This is a genomic window from Vibrio aestuarianus (assembly GCF_028858425.1).
GTDB classification, from domain to species: domain Bacteria; phylum Pseudomonadota; class Gammaproteobacteria; order Enterobacterales; family Vibrionaceae; genus Vibrio; species Vibrio aestuarianus.
The window spans coordinates 293,458-313,360 of record NZ_JAKNYQ010000001.1 but is presented as its reverse complement, the minus strand read 5'-3'; the positions used below and the strand labels follow the sequence as shown (position 1 = coordinate 313,360).

The 19,903-nt window shown below is 47.4% G+C and carries 7 protein-coding genes, 7 tRNA genes, 6 rRNA genes and 1 riboswitch; of the genes, 3 read left to right on the top strand and 17 right to left on the bottom strand.

Annotated elements, in window-relative coordinates:
* Positions 1 to 18 precede the first annotated feature (18 nt).
* Positions 19 to 117, bottom strand: a riboswitch (TPP riboswitch).
* Between the two features lie 49 nt (positions 118 to 166).
* Complete coding sequence (gene crcB, locus MCT08_RS01590) at positions 167 to 550, bottom strand: fluoride efflux transporter CrcB (RefSeq protein ID WP_053309792.1); 384 nt, start codon at positions 548 to 550, stop codon at positions 167 to 169.
* An 846-nt stretch (positions 551 to 1,396) separates the two neighbouring features.
* Between crcB and MCT08_RS01585 the strand changes: the two genes are divergently transcribed.
* Complete coding sequence (locus tag MCT08_RS01585; RefSeq protein ID WP_274677744.1) at positions 1,397 to 1,687, top strand: P2 family phage major capsid protein; 291 nt, start codon at positions 1,397 to 1,399, stop codon at positions 1,685 to 1,687.
* A gap of 249 nt (positions 1,688 to 1,936) precedes the next feature.
* Here the strand turns inward: MCT08_RS01585 and MCT08_RS01580 are convergent.
* The 16 genes from MCT08_RS01580 to MCT08_RS01505 form a co-directional block, all read right to left on the bottom strand.
* Positions 1,937 to 2,013: transfer RNA gene (locus MCT08_RS01580), tRNA-Trp, on the bottom strand.
* 39 nt (positions 2,014 to 2,052) lie between these two features.
* A tRNA-Asp gene (locus tag MCT08_RS01575) sits at positions 2,053 to 2,129 on the bottom strand.
* Positions 2,130 to 2,158: 29 nt separating this feature from the next.
* Positions 2,159 to 2,274 (bottom strand): 5S ribosomal RNA (gene rrf / locus MCT08_RS01570).
* 83 nt (positions 2,275 to 2,357) lie between these two features.
* A 23S ribosomal RNA gene (locus MCT08_RS01565) occupies positions 2,358 to 5,249 on the bottom strand.
* Positions 5,250 to 5,547: 298 nt separating this feature from the next.
* Positions 5,548 to 5,623 (bottom strand) — tRNA-Ala (locus tag MCT08_RS01560).
* Between the two features lie 44 nt (positions 5,624 to 5,667).
* Positions 5,668 to 5,744: transfer RNA gene (locus MCT08_RS01555), tRNA-Ile, on the bottom strand.
* Between the two features lie 65 nt (positions 5,745 to 5,809).
* Positions 5,810 to 7,357, bottom strand: a 16S ribosomal RNA gene (locus MCT08_RS01550).
* A gap of 367 nt (positions 7,358 to 7,724) precedes the next feature.
* Positions 7,725 to 7,840: ribosomal RNA gene (gene rrf / locus MCT08_RS01545) — 5S ribosomal RNA — on the bottom strand.
* 83 nt (positions 7,841 to 7,923) lie between these two features.
* Positions 7,924 to 10,815, bottom strand: a 23S ribosomal RNA gene (locus MCT08_RS01540).
* 362 nt (positions 10,816 to 11,177) lie between these two features.
* Positions 11,178 to 11,253 (bottom strand) — tRNA-Val (locus MCT08_RS01535).
* A gap of 43 nt (positions 11,254 to 11,296) precedes the next feature.
* Positions 11,297 to 11,372: transfer RNA gene (locus MCT08_RS01530), tRNA-Lys, on the bottom strand.
* Position 11,373: 1 nt separating this feature from the next.
* Positions 11,374 to 11,449, bottom strand: a tRNA-Glu gene (locus tag MCT08_RS01525).
* 88 nt (positions 11,450 to 11,537) lie between these two features.
* Positions 11,538 to 13,084, bottom strand: a 16S ribosomal RNA gene (locus MCT08_RS01520).
* Together the 16S, 23S and 5S rRNA genes with 7 tRNA genes alongside form the textbook arrangement of a ribosomal RNA operon.
* Before the next feature lie 547 nt (positions 13,085 to 13,631).
* A complete protein-coding gene (gene hemG / locus MCT08_RS01515; protein WP_053308844.1) occupies positions 13,632 to 14,159 on the bottom strand; it encodes a menaquinone-dependent protoporphyrinogen IX dehydrogenase in 528 nt (175 codons plus the stop codon).
* Positions 14,160 to 14,168: 9 nt separating this feature from the next.
* A complete protein-coding gene (locus tag MCT08_RS01510) occupies positions 14,169 to 15,626 on the bottom strand; it encodes a TrkH family potassium uptake protein (RefSeq protein WP_274677743.1) in 1,458 nt (485 codons plus the stop codon).
* 33 nt (positions 15,627 to 15,659) lie between these two features.
* The gene (locus MCT08_RS01505; protein WP_261915965.1) at positions 15,660 to 16,283 is read right to left on the bottom strand and encodes a YigZ family protein; all 624 of its coding nucleotides are present in this window, start codon (positions 16,281 to 16,283) and stop codon (positions 15,660 to 15,662) included.
* Between the two features lie 218 nt (positions 16,284 to 16,501).
* On the opposite strand from MCT08_RS01505, the gene fadB reads away from it, so the two are divergent.
* A complete protein-coding gene (fadB, locus tag MCT08_RS01500; RefSeq protein ID WP_274677742.1) occupies positions 16,502 to 18,673 on the top strand; it encodes a fatty acid oxidation complex subunit alpha FadB in 2,172 nt (723 codons plus the stop codon).
* A 14-nt stretch (positions 18,674 to 18,687) separates the two neighbouring features.
* Positions 18,688 to 19,863 carry an acetyl-CoA C-acyltransferase FadA gene (gene fadA, locus MCT08_RS01495; protein ID WP_053308848.1) on the top strand — a complete coding sequence of 392 codons (1,176 nt, stop codon included), beginning with the start codon at positions 18,688 to 18,690 and terminating at the stop codon, positions 19,861 to 19,863.
* The last annotated feature ends 40 nt before the right edge of the window (positions 19,864 to 19,903 follow it).

Sequence of the window (19,903 nt, the reverse complement as noted above, 5' to 3'; positions counted from 1 at the left end):
CTAGATAGATCACTAGCAAGATTATCTTCTCTTGTTCCCTTCGCAGGTATTAGCCTGATCAGGTTCAACGGATCCCGAAAATACGGTCTCAGCCTTATGGCACTCCGACAAGTGAAATCATTATAAAGAAAGCAGATTAATTAACCAAGGTGAAACGTTAATTCAGTTAACTTTTGTTCAACAATTGAAAGCCAATCCAAGCAACAGAAATACTCAAAACGACATTCAATAGAATGTTAAGGCCCATTTTAAAGAAAGCGCCTTGCTGCATTAAAAGAACGTTATCCATAGAGAAAGTGGAAAATGTCGTTAGCGCTCCTAAAAATCCTAAACCAATAATTTGTCGCCACGGTTCAGTGGCAAGTAACTCACTCTCAAATGCCGCGATCAATAACCCCATAATAAATGAGCCGACAACGTTTACCATTAGTGTGCCATAAGGAAAACCTCGCCCGAGAAGCACCACACACAACTCGGAGATTAAATAACGAGAGCAAGCACCAAACGCCCCACCCAATGCGATAAAGCCTAATATAGACAATTGACCCATAATAATCTCCTTAGAACTACAGTCGCTATTCTAACCGCTAAAGAGGAGAAATCGACCTACAAATATAAAAAGTGGTTATACAAAGTACAAATCACCAAGTACTTTTTAAAAGTTACATACGTCACTTATGTAAATGAAATCGGATGAACTGTAAGAAAAACCACATTGGATACCAGCAACCGTCTTACTTAGTGAGCTAAAATCACTGGGCTGAATTCGGAGGAGTAGCAATGCTCAAAGAGCACATTAAACAATACAAACCAAATGAACTTGTCGATCCTGTCGTCCAATTCGAGACATTGCCAGGTGAGCAGATACACGACCATCCCCTATTACGGCGAACGTGTTAAAGCCTTCGTAACACTAATTAAGTTCGCCAGCTTCCCAGTGGAAAAACGTCCGATGACTCTGACTTCAAGTTCGCAACAGGTGCCCAGGGAAAACAGTAAAGGAGCTTACAGGTTAGCGTTCATCGAGCGAAAACTACCAGCCGCCTGATGAACAATTACAGGCGGAGATTACACAGCGAAAAGAACGAATTATGCGGTTAGATTGAACCAGTAGAAAAGCCCACCATGCACTTTATCTGAGCGTTTATGACAGACATAAAAAAGGCCACTCAACGAGAGTGACCTTTGAACTACACCATACAACCGAGAAAGCGTCTTAATGCTATACCGCTTTCGCTTCACATTTTAAAGCGAGAATATAAAACCCCATTCAATACAAAGACGGCTTTAACATCGATTCAATATAATCTCCAGCCATAGAAAGCCGGAGCCCCATGAATATCGACTCAATCAACAAACTCAAAGCCTATAAAGACAACTCTCAAAACGCTATAACGTGAGCAGTGCCACCGAGAGCTTTTATATCAATTCTACCGCCAGCCAAACGCTGATTGATGATGTGAAAAACCTGCTTGATGTACGTTTTGCAGCGACTGACGATTTGGTCGCGATTATTGGCAATGAGTTGATCGCCAACGGCCAAGCAAGGCTGTACACTGAGGACGGCTGCACACCCAGAAAGAAATCAAAAATCGAGATGTGCCAAGTTATCGCGACATATAGTGGTTTGGCCTTCGTCCATTGTATCCAGCTTCCCCCCGCGCGGCATCATGGCCACAAGCTTTGACAATATGCTTATACATGCAAATCGGTCATCATTAAGAACGACAGTAAAAACCGTGTTCAGAACTTCGAATCGATGAACATGGTCTATGTGGTTGAGCAACAGGGAAAAGCAGCCACACTCGAGTTCAACAACGTAAAACTCAAGAAAGTAGGTTCTGATCGTTGGGAGTTATGTTGCAGTAGAGTACGCACAAAAAAGCCCAGTAAATCAACTGGGCTTTCTGATTTGCATTATTATGCAAAATTAAGATGGCAGGGGTGGAGAGATTCGAACTCCCAACACGCGGATTTGGAATCCGCTGCTCTGCCAATTGGAGCTACACCCCTAACGTTTATTTTAAAGAGTTAAACTTCTCTTAAATAAAGTGGCGGAGCGGACGGGACTCGAACCCGCGACCCCCGGCGTGACAGGCCGGTATTCTAACCAACTGAACTACCGCTCCGCTGCGTGTCTGGTTAGACAATATTCAAAGCCTGGCGATGTCCTACTCTCACATGGGGAAGCCCCACACTACCATCGGCGCTATTGCGTTTCACTTCTGAGTTCGGCATGGAGTCAGGTGGGTCCGCAACGCTATGGTCGCCAAGCAAATTCTTTAATTCGGAAAGCTGTCTTCGTTCTTCACATTCAATGTTCTTCTATTGAGCCCACAAAACCCCTTCGGTGTTGTATGGTTAAGCCTCACGGGCAATTAGTATTGGTTAGCTCAACGCCTCGCAGCGCTTACACACCCAACCTATCAACGTTCTAGTCTCGAACAACCCTTTAGGACACTTAAAGTGCCAGGGAAGACTCATCTCAGGGCTCGCTTCCCGCTTAGATGCTTTCAGCGGTTATCGATTCCGAACTTAGCTACCGGGCAATGCTACTGGCGTAACAACCCGAACACCAGAGGTTCGTCCACTCCGGTCCTCTCGTACTAGGAGCAGCCCCCTTCAATCTTCCAACGCCCACGGCAGATAGGGACCGAACTGTCTCACGACGTTCTAAACCCAGCTCGCGTACCACTTTAAATGGCGAACAGCCATACCCTTGGGACCGACTTCAGCCCCAGGATGTGATGAGCCGACATCGAGGTGCCAAACACCGCCGTCGATATGAACTCTTGGGCGGTATCAGCCTGTTATCCCCGGAGTACCTTTTATCCGTTGAGCGATGGCCCTTCCATTCAGAACCACCGGATCACTATGACCTACTTTCGTACCTGCTCGAATTGTCATTCTCGCAGTTAAGCGGGCTTATGCCATTGCACTAACCACACGATGTCCAACCGTGTTTAGCCCACCTTCGTGCTCCTCCGTTACTCTTTGGGAGGAGACCGCCCCAGTCAAACTACCCACCAGGCACTGTCCGCAACCCCGATTAGGGGCCAACGTTAGAACATCAAAACTACAAGGGTGGTATTTCAAGGACGACTCCACGCAATCTAGCGACTGCGCTTCTAAGTCTCCCACCTATCCTACACATGTAGGTTCAATGTTCAGTGCCAAGCTGTAGTAAAGGTTCACGGGGTCTTTCCGTCTAGCCGCGGGTACACTGCATCTTCACAGCGATTTCAATTTCACTGAGTCTCGGGTGGAGACAGCGTGGCCATCATTACGCCATTCGTGCAGGTCGGAACTTACCCGACAAGGAATTTCGCTACCTTAGGACCGTTATAGTTACGGCCGCCGTTTACCGGGGCTTCGATCAAGAGCTTCGACCTAAGTCTAACCCCATCAATTAACCTTCCGGCACCGGGCAGGCGTCACACCGTATACGTCATCTTACGATTTTGCACAGTGCTGTGTTTTTAATAAACAGTTGCAGCCACCTGGTATCTGCGACTCTCAGTAGCTCCATCCGCTAGGGACTTCACCGCCAAGAGCGTACCTTCTCCCGAAGTTACGGTACCATTTTGCCTAGTTCCTTCACCCGAGTTCTCTCAAGCGCCTTGGTATTCTCTACCCGACCACCTGTGTCGGTTTGGGGTACGATTGCTTATAATCTGAAGCTTAGAGGCTTTTCCTGGAAGCATGGCATCAATGACTTCACACCCGTAGGTGCTCGACGTCGTGTCTCAGCCTAACAAGAAACCGGATTTACCTAGTCTCTTAGCCTACGCACTTGAACCTGGACAACCGTCGCCAGGCCCACCTAGCCTTCTCCGTCCCCCCATCGCAATTATAAGCAGTACGGGAATATTAACCCGTTTCCCATCGACTACGCTTTTCAGCCTCGCCTTAGGGGTCGACTTACCCTGCCCCGATTAACGTTGGACAGGAACCCTTGGTCTTCCGGCGTGGGGGTTTTTCACCCCCATTATCGTTACTCATGTCAGCATTCGCACTTCTGATACCTCCAGCATGCTTTACAACACACCTTCAACGGCTTACAGAACGCTCCCCTACCCCACAATCTTACGATTGCAGCCGCAGCTTCGGTTTACTACTTAGCCCCGTTACATCTTCCGCGCAGGCCGACTCGACCAGTGAGCTATTACGCTTTCTTTAAATGATGGCTGCTTCTAAGCCAACATCCTGGCTGTCTGAGCCTTCCCACATCGTTTCCCACTTAGTAGTAATTTGGGACCTTAGCTGGCGGTCTGGGTTGTTTCCCTCTCCACGACGGACGTTAGCACCCGCCGTGTGTCTCCCGGATAGTACTTACTGGTATTCGGAGTTTGCAAAGGGTTGGTAAGTCGGGATGACCCCCTAGCCTTAACAGTGCTCTACCCCCAGTAGTATTCGTCCGAGGCGCTACCTAAATAGCTTTCGGGGAGAACCAGCTATCTCCGAGTTTGATTGGCCTTTCACCCCTAGCCACAAGTCATCCGCTAATTTTTCAACATTAGTCGGTTCGGTCCTCCAATTGATGTTACTCAATCTTCAACCTGCCCATGGCTAGATCACTCGGTTTCGGGTCTATATCCAGAGACTAAAGCGCCCAGTTAAGACTCGGTTTCCCTACGGCTCCCCTATACGGTTAACCTTGCCACTGAATATAAGTCGCTGACCCATTATACAAAAGGTACGCAGTCACAGGACAAAGCCTGCTCCTACTGCTTGTACGTACACGGTTTCAGGTTCTATTTCACTCCCCTCACAGGGGTTCTTTTCGCCTTTCCCTCACGGTACTGGTTCACTATCGGTCAGTCAGTAGTATTTAGCCTTGGAGGATGGTCCCCCCATATTCAAACAGGATATCACGTGTCCCGCCTTACTCGTTTTCACTTAGAATGACGTGTCGGTTACGGGGCTATCACCCTTTATTGCCACGCTTTCCAGCGTGTTCACCTGCATCATTTAAAGCTTAAGGGCTAGTCCAATTTCGCTCGCCGCTACTTTCGGAATCTCAGTTGATTTCTTTTCCTTCGGGTACTTAGATGTTTCAGTTCCCCGAGTTCGCCTCGCTGCGCTATGTATTCACGCAGCGATACTAGCTTATGCTAGTGGGTTTCCCCATTCGGAAATCGTAGACTCAAGTGGCTTTTACTGCCTAATCTACGCTTATCGCAAGTTAATACGTCCTTCATCGCCTCTGACTGCCAAGGCATCCACCGTGTACGCTTAGTCACTTAACCATACAACCCGAAGAAGTTTCGTGTTGATGACAAGTCACCAAGGTTTAGTGTCTCTCTTTATTGAATGAGCGAGAGACATTTCGATTTTGCCGGACTCAATTTTGAAAACTTACCGCAGTAAGCTTTCCCAAGAACACTTGAATGTGTTTGGTATCAACACGTAAACGTATTGATATTGAGAACTTTTATTTGATAACAACAAATCACGTTGTTATCAGTCAGCTTTCCAAATTGTTAAAGAGCAAGATTTTCTGATGAAAACCATTTTTAAGAACACTTAAGCAAATGTGCTTAAAGATGGTGGAGCTATGCGGGATCGAACCGCAGACCTCCTGCGTGCAAGGCAGGCGCTCTCCCAGCTGAGCTATAGCCCCATCAGGTGTGTGATACTGTGTGCCAATCTTCGATTAAGAAGAATTGGTGGGTCTGAGTGGACTTGAACCACCGACCTCTCGCTTATCAGGCGAACGCTCTAACCACCTGAGCTACAGACCCAGCATCGTCTCTAAAACTGTATAAACCATCAATCTGTGTGGACACTCATCAGTGTAATCATCGTATAAGGAGGTGATCCAGCGCCAGGTTCCCCTAGCGCTACCTTGTTACGACTTCACCCCAGTCATGAACCACAAAGTGGTGAGCGTCCTCCCCGAAAGGTTAAACTACCCACTTCTTTTGCAGCCCACTCCCATGGTGTGACGGGCGGTGTGTACAAGGCCCGGGAACGTATTCACCGTGGCATTCTGATCCACGATTACTAGCGATTCCGACTTCATGGAGTCGAGTTGCAGACTCCAATCCGGACTACGACGCACTTTTTGGGATTCGCTCACTTTCGCAAGTTGGCTGCCCTCTGTATGCGCCATTGTAGCACGTGTGTAGCCCTACTCGTAAGGGCCATGATGACTTGACGTCGTCCCCACCTTCCTCCGGTTTATCACCGGCAGTCTCCCTGGAGTTCCCGACATTACTCGCTGGCAAACAAGGATAAGGGTTGCGCTCGTTGCGGGACTTAACCCAACATTTCACAACACGAGCTGACGACAGCCATGCAGCACCTGTCTCAGAGCTCCCGAAGGCACTCCTGCGTCTCCGCTGGATTCTCTGGATGTCAAGAGTAGGTAAGGTTCTTCGCGTTGCATCGAATTAAACCACATGCTCCACCGCTTGTGCGGGCCCCCGTCAATTCATTTGAGTTTTAATCTTGCGACCGTACTCCCCAGGCGGTCTACTTAACGCGTTAGCTCCGAAAGCCACGGCTCAAGGCCACAACCTCCAAGTAGACATCGTTTACGGCGTGGACTACCAGGGTATCTAATCCTGTTTGCTCCCCACGCTTTCGCATCTGAGTGTCAGTATCTGTCCAGGGGGCCGCCTTCGCCACCGGTATTCCTTCAGATCTCTACGCATTTCACCGCTACACCTGAAATTCTACCCCCCTCTACAGTACTCTAGTCCGCCAGTTTCAAATGCAGTTCCGAGGTTGAGCCCCGGGCTTTCACATCTGACTTAACGAACCACCTGCATGCGCTTTACGCCCAGTAATTCCGATTAACGCTCGCACCCTCCGTATTACCGCGGCTGCTGGCACGGAGTTAGCCGGTGCTTCTTCTGTCGCTAACGTCAAATGATGCTGCTATTAACGAACACCACCTTCCTCACGACTGAAAGTACTTTACAACCCGAAGGCCTTCTTCATACACGCGGCATGGCTGCATCAGGCTTGCGCCCATTGTGCAATATTCCCCACTGCTGCCTCCCGTAGGAGTCTGGACCGTGTCTCAGTTCCAGTGTGGCTGATCATCCTCTCAGACCAGCTAGGGATCGTCGCCTTGGTGAGCCATTACCTCACCAACTAGCTAATCCCACCTAGGCATATCCTGACGCGAGAGGCCCGAAGGTCCCCCTCTTTGGCCCGTAGGCATCATGCGGTATTAGCCATCGTTTCCAATGGTTATCCCCCACATCAGGGCAATTTCCTAGGCATTACTCACCCGTCCGCCGCTCGTCATCTTCAAAAGCAAGCTTTTGAAATGTTACCGCTCGACTTGCATGTGTTAGGCCTGCCGCCAGCGTTCAATCTGAGCCATGATCAAACTCTTCAATTAAAGTTTTGTTGGTCCTAAGACCGGCTCAATGAATACTGACTTCAAAACTGCTCTTACTCGAAAGTAAAAAGTAATTTTAAAGCTATTGTTGTTCCAACAGAACAACAATGAATTGACTGTGCCAAAATCAAGTAAACTTGATTCTGATTGGTCACTCAGTTCATTGATAAATCTTTTTCGATTATCATCAACGAGTGCCCACACAGATTGATAGGTTTATATTGTTAAAGAGCTTGCCTTTCAGTGCCTTAACACCTAAGCAGGACGCGTATAATACGCTTTCCACTTTGAAAGTCAACATAAAACTCTCACATTTTCATGAGAATATTATGGTGACTCGTCTCAATGAGACCAGTCGGAAATTAAAGCCTGGCGATGTCCTACTCTCACATGGGGAAGCCCCACACTACCATCGGCGCTATTGCGTTTCACTTCTGAGTTCGGCATGGAGTCAGGTGGGTCCGCAACGCTATGGTCGCCAAGCAAATTCTTTAATTCGGAAAGCTGTCTTCGTTCTTCACATTCAATGTTCTTCTATTGAGTCCACAAAACCCCTTCGGTGTTGTATGGTTAAGCCTCACGGGCAATTAGTATTGGTTAGCTCAACGCCTCGCAGCGCTTACACACCCAACCTATCAACGTTCTAGTCTTGAACAACCCTTTAGGACACTTAAAGTGCCAGGGAAGACTCATCTCAGGGCTCGCTTCCCGCTTAGATGCTTTCAGCGGTTATCGATTCCGAACTTAGCTACCGGGCAATGCTACTGGCGTAACAACCCGAACACCAGAGGTTCGTCCACTCCGGTCCTCTCGTACTAGGAGCAGCCCCCTTCAATCTTCCAACGCCCACGGCAGATAGGGACCGAACTGTCTCACGACGTTCTAAACCCAGCTCGCGTACCACTTTAAATGGCGAACAGCCATACCCTTGGGACCGACTTCAGCCCCAGGATGTGATGAGCCGACATCGAGGTGCCAAACACCGCCGTCGATATGAACTCTTGGGCGGTATCAGCCTGTTATCCCCGGAGTACCTTTTATCCGTTGAGCGATGGCCCTTCCATTCAGAACCACCGGATCACTATGACCTACTTTCGTACCTGCTCGAATTGTCATTCTCGCAGTTAAGCGGGCTTATGCCATTGCACTAACCACACGATGTCCAACCGTGTTTAGCCCACCTTCGTGCTCCTCCGTTACTCTTTGGGAGGAGACCGCCCCAGTCAAACTACCCACCAGGCACTGTCCGCAACCCCGATTAGGGGCCAACGTTAGAACATCAAAACTACAAGGGTGGTATTTCAAGGACGACTCCACGCAATCTAGCGACTGCGCTTCTAAGTCTCCCACCTATCCTACACATGTAGGTTCAATGTTCAGTGCCAAGCTGTAGTAAAGGTTCACGGGGTCTTTCCGTCTAGCCGCGGGTACACTGCATCTTCACAGCGATTTCAATTTCACTGAGTCTCGGGTGGAGACAGCGTGGCCATCATTACGCCATTCGTGCAGGTCGGAACTTACCCGACAAGGAATTTCGCTACCTTAGGACCGTTATAGTTACGGCCGCCGTTTACCGGGGCTTCGATCAAGAGCTTCGACCTAAGTCTAACCCCATCAATTAACCTTCCGGCACCGGGCAGGCGTCACACCGTATACGTCATCTTACGATTTTGCACAGTGCTGTGTTTTTAATAAACAGTTGCAGCCACCTGGTATCTGCGACTCTCAGTAGCTCCATCCGCTAGGGACTTCACCGCCAAGAGCGTACCTTCTCCCGAAGTTACGGTACCATTTTGCCTAGTTCCTTCACCCGAGTTCTCTCAAGCGCCTTGGTATTCTCTACCCGACCACCTGTGTCGGTTTGGGGTACGATTGCTTATAATCTGAAGCTTAGAGGCTTTTCCTGGAAGCATGGCATCAATGACTTCACTACCGTAGTAGCTCGACGTCGTGTCTCAGCCTAACAAGAAACCGGATTTACCTAGTCTCTTAGCCTACGCACTTGAACCTGGACAACCGTCGCCAGGCCCACCTAGCCTTCTCCGTCCCCCCATCGCAATTATAAGCAGTACGGGAATATTAACCCGTTTCCCATCGACTACGCTTTTCAGCCTCGCCTTAGGGGTCGACTTACCCTGCCCCGATTAACGTTGGACAGGAACCCTTGGTCTTCCGGCGTGGGGGTTTTTCACCCCCATTATCGTTACTCATGTCAGCATTCGCACTTCTGATACCTCCAGCATGCTTTACAACACACCTTCAACGGCTTACAGAACGCTCCCCTACCCCACAATCTTGCGATTGCAGCCGCAGCTTCGGTTTACTACTTAGCCCCGTTAAATCTTCCGCGCAGGCCGACTCGACCAGTGAGCTATTACGCTTTCTTTAAATGATGGCTGCTTCTAAGCCAACATCCTGGCTGTCTGAGCCTTCCCACATCGTTTCCCACTTAGTAGTAATTTGGGACCTTAGCTGGCGGTCTGGGTTGTTTCCCTCTCCACGACGGACGTTAGCACCCGCCGTGTGTCTCCCGGATAGTACTTACTGGTATTCGGAGTTTGCAAAGGGTTGGTAAGTCGGGATGACCCCCTAGCCTTAACAGTGCTCTACCCCCAGTAGTATTCGTCCGAGGCGCTACCTAAATAGCTTTCGGGGAGAACCAGCTATCTCCGAGTTTGATTGGCCTTTCACCCCTAGCCACAAGTCATCCGCTAATTTTTCAACATTAGTCGGTTCGGTCCTCCAATTGATGTTACTCAATCTTCAACCTGCCCATGGCTAGATCACTCGGTTTCGGGTCTATATCCAGAGACTAAAGCGCCCAGTTAAGACTCGGTTTCCCTACGGCTCCCCTATACGGTTAACCTTGCCACTGAATATAAGTCGCTGACCCATTATACAAAAGGTACGCAGTCACAGGACAAAGCCTGCTCCTACTGCTTGTACGTACACGGTTTCAGGTTCTATTTCACTCCCCTCACAGGGGTTCTTTTCGCCTTTCCCTCACGGTACTGGTTCACTATCGGTCAGTCAGTAGTATTTAGCCTTGGAGGATGGTCCCCCCATATTCAAACAGGATATCACGTGTCCCGCCTTACTCGTTTTCACTTAGAATGACGTGTCGGTTACGGGGCTATCACCCTTTATTGCCACGCTTTCCAGCGTGTTCACCTGCATCATTTAAAGCTTAAGGGCTAGTCCAATTTCGCTCGCCGCTACTTTCGGAATCTCAGTTGATTTCTTTTCCTTCGGGTACTTAGATGTTTCAGTTCCCCGAGTTCGCCTCGCTGCGCTATGTATTCACGCAGCGATACTAGCTTATGCTAGTGGGTTTCCCCATTCGGAAATCGTAGACTCAAGTGGCTTTTACTGCCTAATCTACGCTTATCGCAAGTTAATACGTCCTTCATCGCCTCTGACTGCCAAGGCATCCACCGTGTACGCTTAGTCACTTAACCATACAACCCGAAGAAGTTTCGTGTTGATGACAAGTCACCAAGGTTTAGTGTCTCTCTTTATTGAATGAGCGAGAGACATTTCGATTTTGCCGGACTCAATTTTTGAAAACTTACCGCAGTAAGCTTTCCCAAGAACACTTGAATGTGTTTGGTATCAACACATAAACGTGTTGATATTGAGAACTTTTATTTGATAACAACAAAAAATCACGTTGTTATCAGTCAGCTTTCCAAATTGTTAAAGAGCGAGTGTTATTCCCAAAGGAATGAATCACTTTCTAATGACTTTCAGCGTCAAACAAACCAACCAGTTCAATTACTTAATCTGGTTTGGAAGTGTGCATCCAAAAATCCTTAGAGAGTGGTGGGCGATACCGGGCTCGAACCAGTGACCCCCTGCTTGTAAGGCAGGTGCTCTCCCAACTGAGCTAATCGCCCACATTGTTTTCTTACCTAAAGTAAGCATTTCCGTGGGAGGAAATGGTGGGTCGTGCAGGATTCGAACCTGCGACCAATTGATTAAAAGTCAACTGCTCTACCAACTGAGCTAACGACCCATGGTATCCCGTAGGGGAGTCGAACCCCTGTTACCGCCGTGAAAGGGCGGTGTCCTAGGCCTCTAGACGAACGGGACACTAAGTGGCGAATGTTTGGGAACATTCTTTCTCTAAAACTGTATAAACCATCAATCTGTGTGGACACTCATCAGTGTAATCATCGTATAAGGAGGTGATCCAGCGCCAGGTTCCCCTAGCGCTACCTTGTTACGACTTCACCCCAGTCATGAACCACAAAGTGGTGAGCGTCCTCCCCGAAAGGTTAAACTACCCACTTCTTTTGCAGCCCACTCCCATGGTGTGACGGGCGGTGTGTACAAGGCCCGGGAACGTATTCACCGTGGCATTCTGATCCACGATTACTAGCGATTCCGACTTCATGGAGTCGAGTTGCAGACTCCAATCCGGACTACGACGCACTTTTTGGGATTCGCTCACTTTCGCAAGTTGGCTGCCCTCTGTATGCGCCATTGTAGCACGTGTGTAGCCCTACTCGTAAGGGCCATGATGACTTGACGTCGTCCCCACCTTCCTCCGGTTTATCACCGGCAGTCTCCCTGGAGTTCCCGACATTACTCGCTGGCAAACAAGGATAAGGGTTGCGCTCGTTGCGGGACTTAACCCAACATTTCACAACACGAGCTGACGACAGCCATGCAGCACCTGTCTCAGAGCTCCCGAAGGCACTCCTGCGTCTCCGCTGGATTCTCTGGATGTCAAGAGTAGGTAAGGTTCTTCGCGTTGCATCGAATTAAACCACATGCTCCACCGCTTGTGCGGGCCCCCGTCAATTCATTTGAGTTTTAATCTTGCGACCGTACTCCCCAGGCGGTCTACTTAACGCGTTAGCTCCGAAAGCCACGGCTCAAGGCCACAACCTCCAAGTAGACATCGTTTACGGCGTGGACTACCAGGGTATCTAATCCTGTTTGCTCCCCACGCTTTCGCATCTGAGTGTCAGTATCTGTCCAGGGGGCCGCCTTCGCCACCGGTATTCCTTCAGATCTCTACGCATTTCACCGCTACACCTGAAATTCTACCCCCCTCTACAGTACTCTAGTCCGCCAGTTTCAAATGCAGTTCCGAGGTTGAGCCCCGGGCTTTCACATCTGACTTAACGAACCACCTGCATGCGCTTTACGCCCAGTAATTCCGATTAACGCTCGCACCCTCCGTATTACCGCGGCTGCTGGCACGGAGTTAGCCGGTGCTTCTTCTGTCGCTAACGTCAAATGATGCTGCTATTAACAACACCACCTTCCTCACGACTGAAAGTACTTTACAACCCGAAGGCCTTCTTCATACACGCGGCATGGCTGCATCAGGCTTGCGCCCATTGTGCAATATTCCCCACTGCTGCCTCCCGTAGGAGTCTGGACCGTGTCTCAGTTCCAGTGTGGCTGATCATCCTCTCAGACCAGCTAGGGATCGTCGCCTTGGTGAGCCATTACCTCACCAACTAGCTAATCCCACCTAGGCATATCCTGACGCGAGAGGCCCGAAGGTCCCCCTCTTTGGCCCGTAGGCATCATGCGGTATTAGCCATCGTTTCCAATGGTTATCCCCCACATCAGGGCAATTTCCTAGGCATTACTCACCCGTCCGCCGCTCGTCATCTTCAAAAGCAAGCTTTTGAAATGTTACCGCTCGACTTGCATGTGTTAGGCCTGCCGCCAGCGTTCAATCTGAGCCATGATCAAACTCTTCAATTAAAGTTTTGTTGGTCCTAAGACCGGCTCAATGAATACTGACTTCAAAACTGCTCTTACTCGAAAGTAAAAAGTAATTTTAAAGCTATTGTTGTTCCAACAGAACAACAATGAATTGACTGTGCCGCTTATTGGTTTTCACTTTTCAATAAAAAGTGAAATCAAAAAGCATTCGAACTATTGCTAGTTCAGGTCACTCAGTTCATTGATAAATCTTTTTCGATTATCATCAACGAGTGCCCACACAGATTGATAGGTTTATATTGTTAAAGAGCGTTCTTCGTTTGGTTGCCGTGGCTTCCTTGGAAGAGGCAGCCATTCTAGCGAGATAATTTTTTGTGTCAAACACTTTTTTAAATTATTTCGTCTTACCGATTTGGCCTACTGATTGACTGGCTAGTGGGCTTGAACCCTTACTGGCTGTGCCGTGTCAGTGAGGCGGCATTATAGAGATCGCCATCACATTGGCAACCCCTTTTTGCAATTTTATTTGGTTTTTTATCTGTTGGATTAAAAAACAGTCAAAACACCTTGAATATATGCTTTTCATTTACAGGTTTTTAAACTTTTGGCTAAATATGGACACTTTTTTCCAGTTTGTGTACTCCACTTCTTTTGATGTGTCCGTTTCTCCGCCAGTGAGTGACATAATGAAACGAATCATAATTTTATCGAAGAAACGGTAACGTGGGTAATAAAGAGCCCCCGCAAATACTCCAATCAATGTGGGTTGCCAAGGCGATTTATTAAGAAAGGTTTTAATATAGACACTACCTTGTGGCGTATCTTTGCCTTGGTCTTCTTTTCTGGCCGTCAGGTTGACACAGAAGAATGCTGACTTAGCTGTTTGCAACTCAGCTTTATGCTGTTCAATAAATTGGTAGAGCTTCTTGTTTAGATGACCATAACGTATAGAAGCACCAATAAGAATGCGATCATAAGCTAATAAATCAATATGTTCAGCTTGATGTAAATCGACCACTTCACAATCCAATTCAGGCAACTCATCTCTTATGTAGTTAATAATTTTCAGAGTTTGCCCTTCACGAGAAGAATAGAGAAATAAAGCTTTTTGCACGTTACATCCTTAACTACGCCAAAATGTTGGAGTAAGCAGTATTAATAGTGTGAAAATTTCTAAGCGCCCAAACAACATCGAGACAATCAGCACCCACTTTGCCTTGTCATTTACATCTGCAAAATGTACTGATACCTCACCAAGTCCTGGGCCTAAATTGTTCAATGTTGCAGCTACGGCCGAAAATGCACTGAGCTCATCCATCCCAGTAGCGATTAACGCCAACATACAGACAACAAATACAAGCGCATAAGCAGAGAAAAATCCCCATACCGCATCGACCACTCGCTGTGAAAGCGCCGTTCCACCCACTTTTATGGTGTACACCGCTCTTGGGTGTATTAGCCGCTTCATCTCCCGCGCACCTTGCAGTGTTAGTAATAAAATACGGATAACCTTCATACCACCACCTGTAGAACCGGCACAGCCACCAATAAAAGAGGAGAATAAAAGTAATACAGGCAAAAATAGTGGCCAATCCGAAAAACCTGTGGTGGTGAAACCAGCCGTTGTTGATATTGATACCGTTTGAAATAGAGCTTGGTCAAACGCATCATAGAGTGAGTCGTAAGAATGATGTTCGAGTAACATCAAAAAACAAATAGCAAATAGGATTATTTGGATTACAGCAAAAGCACGGAACTCAGGATCTTTTACGTAATATTTGGGGTGAACGCCACCAGTTGAAAATGCAGCATAATGCAGTGTGAAATTACAGGCAGAAATTAATAAGAACACAACCGTAATGAGGTTAATAGCATAACTATCAAAATAACCGATACTCGCATCGTGTGTTGAAAATCCACCAATAGCAATGGTTGAGAAGCTATGACAAATTGCGTCAAACAGTGTCATGCCAGCAAACCAGAATGCAGCCGCGCAAGCGATCGTCAAACTAAGGTAGATATACCATAAGGCTTTTGCGGTTTCTGCTATACGCGGGGTTACCTTGGTATCTTTCACTGGACCAGGAATTTCTGCACGATATAGCTGCATGCCACCAATTCCGAGCACAGGAAGAATTGCCACGGCAAGTACAATAATCCCCATACCACCAAACCATTGCAGAAACTGACGGTAAAATAAAATTGCTTTCGGTAATTCGTCTAATCCAACAATAACGGTCGCCCCTGTCGTAGTTAACGCAGAGAAAGACTCAAAAAATGCATCAGTAACGGAAACCTCAGGGTTATTGGCTAACCAAAAAGGCAGCGAGCCGGCACTACCAATTACCGTCCAAAAGAGCACAACAATCAGAAAACCATCCCTTGCTTTTAATTCATGACGATAACGACGATTAGGGAACCAGAAAAAACCACCACACATTAGCAAAACAAAGAATGTCGTGACAAAAGGCACCCCTGCTCCATCTCGGTACAGTAAGGCCACCAGCGCTGGGGCAAGCATGGATACGCTAAATAATGCGAGCAAAAGCCCGACAATACGGATAATAGATCGAAATTGCATTGCTTATTTAAATGAAGCTGAGCTTCTAACTTCCTAGTTATCTTCGAATGCGGCGACCATTGCCTTCGCACCACTTTTATTAATCATAGTTTGGGTAAAGGCATCTACTTGACGCAATTCGATCTCAATAATGAGTTCAACCTGTTCCGTGTAGTTGGCCTCAAATTCTATCGCTTCATACTGAACCATGATCGACTGAGCAATAGGCAGAAAACCGTAGTCTAGCGTTAGGCGCAGCTTTACGGTGATTTTTTTCTCAATTGTTTGAAGCAGCTTAAGCGCTTGCTGAACACCACCACCGTACGCTTTCACTAATCCGCCCGTTCCTAAGCGAATGCCACCGGAGTAACGAGTCACCACAGCCGTCAATTCACCGACACCGGAACCAGATAATTGCGCCAAAATCGGTTTACCAGCAGTTCCAGAAGGCTCACCATCATCACTAAAACCCCATAGCATAGAATCTTCAGGTCGTCCTGCGACAAACCCCCAGCAATTATGCCTTGCATCACTGTGCTTTGCTTTTATCTGTTCAACGAAAGCTTTTGCGGCTTCCACATTCGGTGTATGCGCAAGATAAGTGATAAAGAGGCTTTTCTTTATTTCCTCTTCAAACTGTGCGGGCAACGCTGGAATCAAATATGGCTGAACGTTCATGTTAGGCAGTTAAAACGAAGAATATCGGCAGTGTAACACGCGCAATAAAAAAATCAGTGATCATCTGCATTAGCGCACAATGTTAAACAGTTGTTTAAAAAATGTATTGAAATTAAACAATCGACAGTTCAAACTACTCCTACTGGTCTAACCAGAACAATTAATACAACAAAAACTCTCACACACAGTCAGAAGATTGTATGTCACGGAGATAGACAATGATTTACCAAGCCAACACCCTACAGGTAAAGGAATTACAAGACGGTATCGCTGAGTTAAGTTTCTGCTCTCCAGAATCAGTCAATAAGCTTGACCTTGCCACTCTTGAATCACTCGACCATGCACTCGATGCACTTAAAACGCACCAAGGCCTTAAAGGACTAATCCTAACTTCGGATAAAGAGTCATTTATCGTCGGTGCCGATATCACCGAATTTTTAGGTCTCTTCGCTAAACCAACCGAAGAGCTTGATCAATGGCTACAATTTGCCAACAGCATTTTCAGCAAGCTAGAGGATTTACCCGTTCCAACGCTTGCTGCTTTGAAAGGCCACGCGCTTGGCGGTGGTTGTGAGTGTGTACTCGCTACCGATTTTCGCATTGGTGATGTAACCACTAGCATTGGCTTACCTGAAACTAAACTCGGTATCATGCCTGGGTTTGGCGGTTGTGTACGCTTGCCGCGCCTGATTGGTGCTGATAGTGCCATGGAAGTCATTACTCAAGGTAAAGCATGTCGAGCAGAAGAAGCCCTAAAAAATGGTCTGCTTGATGCCATTGTCGACAGCGACAAACTGCTTGAATCAGCCATAAAAACCATAACATCGGCCATCAATGAAAAAATCGATTGGCAAGCTCGCCGTCAGCAAAAAACTTCAGCGCTCGCACTCAGCAAATTAGAAGCGATGATGAGCTTCACAATGGCGAAAGGTTTAGTTGCTCAACATGCAGGGCCTCATTACCCAGCACCAATGACAGCCGTAATTGCCATTGAAGAAGCAGCTCGCTGCGCTCGCGATGAAGCATTGGCTATTGAGCGTAAACACTTTGCTAAACTGGCTAAATCAGAAGAAGCTAAATCGTTAGTCGGTTTATTTCTCAATGACCAGTACATCAAGGCACTGGCAAAAAAAGCAGCCAAATCAGCCAATAAAGATACAGAAAGAGCAGCCGTACTTGGCGCCGGAATTATGGGTGGCGGTATTGCCTACCAATCAGCAGTGAAAGGTATGCCTGTTTTGATGAAAGACATCGCACAATCATCACTCAACTTAGGCATGACTGAAGCTTCGAAGCTACTCAACAAACAGTTGCAACGCGGTAAAATTGATGGGTTCAAAATGGCGGGCGTATTGGCGTCTATCACCCCAAGCCTTCATTACGCAGGTATTGAACAAGCGGATGTGATCGTCGAAGCCGTGGTTGAAAATCCAAAAATCAAAGCGGCTGTATTGAGTGAAGTGGAAGAAAACGTCAATCAAGAAACCGTTATCACGTCTAACACCTCTACCATCCCTATTAACCTATTAGCGAAATCACTCAAGCGTCCAGAAAATTTCTGCGGCATGCATTTCTTCAACCCTGTCCATCGGATGCCATTGGTAGAAATTATTCGCGGTGAACATACATCTGATGAAACCATCAACCGCGTTGTCGCTTACGCAGCAAAAATGGGTAAATCACCTATCGTAGTTAATGACTGCCCAGGGTTCTTCGTAAACCGCGTACTTTTCCCTTATTTCGGCGGATTTAGTTTATTACTACGTGATGGCGCAGATTTCACGCAAATAGATAAAGTGATGGAACGTAAGTTTGGATGGCCAATGGGGCCGGCTTATCTGCTCGATGTGGTTGGTATTGATACCGCCCACCACGCGCAAGCAGTAATGGCTCAAGGTTTCCCTGAACGTATGGGTAAACAGGGGCGCGATGCAATTGATGCGCTATTTGATGCCAATAAATATGGCCAGAAAAATGGTAGTGGTTTCTATCAATATACATTAGATAAGAAAGGTAAGCCGAAGAAAACCTTCTCTGAAGAGGTACTTACTGTACTCAATGCAGAATGCGGTGACAAACGAGCCTTTGAAGATCAAACCATCATCGAACGCATGATGATTCCAATGATCAATGAAGTCGCTCTGTGCTTAGAGGAAAAAATCATAGCCTCAGCACAAGAAGCAGATATGGCATTGGTATACGGCCTAGGTTTCCCTCCATTTAGAGGTGGCGTCTTCCGCTATCTCGATAGTATAGGGCTACAAAACTATGTTGCTATGGCGAGCCAATACCAAACATTGGGCGCGATGTATCAAGTACCTCAACTGCTGATTGATATGGCAGAAAAAGGTGAGACCTTCTACGGTGCTCAGCAAGCAAGTTCTATCTAAGGAGAGATGCCCAAATGACTTCACATAACAAAAATGTCGTAATTGTTGATTGCCTGCGCACCCCAATGGGCCGTTCAAAAGGCGGGGCATTTCGTCACACTCGTGCCGAAGATTTATCTGCTCATTTAATGAAAGGTATTTTAGCCCGTAACCCACAAGTGAACCCGCTAGAAATCGAAGATATCTACTGGGGCTGTGTACAGCAAACGTTAGAGCAAGGCTTTAACGTGGCGCGTAACGCTGCGTTACTAGCTGGCTTACCAATTGAGATTGGCGCAGTGACGGTCAACCGCTTATGTGGCTCTTCTATGCAGGCTTTGCACGATGCCACACGCGCTATCATGGTTGGCGATGCAGATATATGCCTAGTAGGCGGTGTTGAGCATATGGGCCATGTACCAATGACTCATGGCGTTGATTTTCATCCTGGAATGTCAAAAACCGTCGCCAAAGCAGCTGGTATGATGGGTTTAACCGCAGAAATGCTCGGTAAATTGCATGGCATTAGCCGTGAACAGCAAGATGCGTTTGCCGCTCGTTCACATCAACGCGCTTATGCGGCAACCGTTGAAGGTCGCTTCAAAAATGAAATTCTCCCAATGGAAGCTCATGCTGAAGATGGCACGCTTTTTACCTTGGATGTTGATGAAGTAATCCGCCCTGAAACTACGGTAGAAGGACTATCACAACTACGTCCTGTTTTTGACCCAGTCAATGGCACCGTGACTGCAGGTACCTCATCAGCACTATCAGATGGTGCCTCTGCCATGCTGATCATGAGCGAAGAGAAAGCAAACGCGCTTGGCTTAAAGATCCGCGCTCGCGTTAAGTCAATGGCTGTTGCTGGTTGTGATCCTTCTATTATGGGTTATGGCCCAGTTCCTGCGACCAAAAAAGCACTACAACGTGCTGGCTTGACTATGCAGGATATGGACGTAATTGAGCTCAACGAAGCGTTCGCTGCTCAATCTTTACCTTGTGCTAAAGATTTAGGGCTACTTGATGTTGTGGATGAAAAAGTAAACCTTAACGGTGGAGCAATTGCATTGGGTCACCCTCTAGGTTGTTCTGGCACTCGCATCTCAACAACGCTTATCAACCTAATGGAAGCGAAAAACGCAAAATATGGCTTAGCGACCATGTGCATTGGTTTGGGCCAAGGTATTGCGACCATCTTTGAACGCCCATAATTCAATATAATTGCTAGCATGCCAGCCTGAAGGGCTGGCA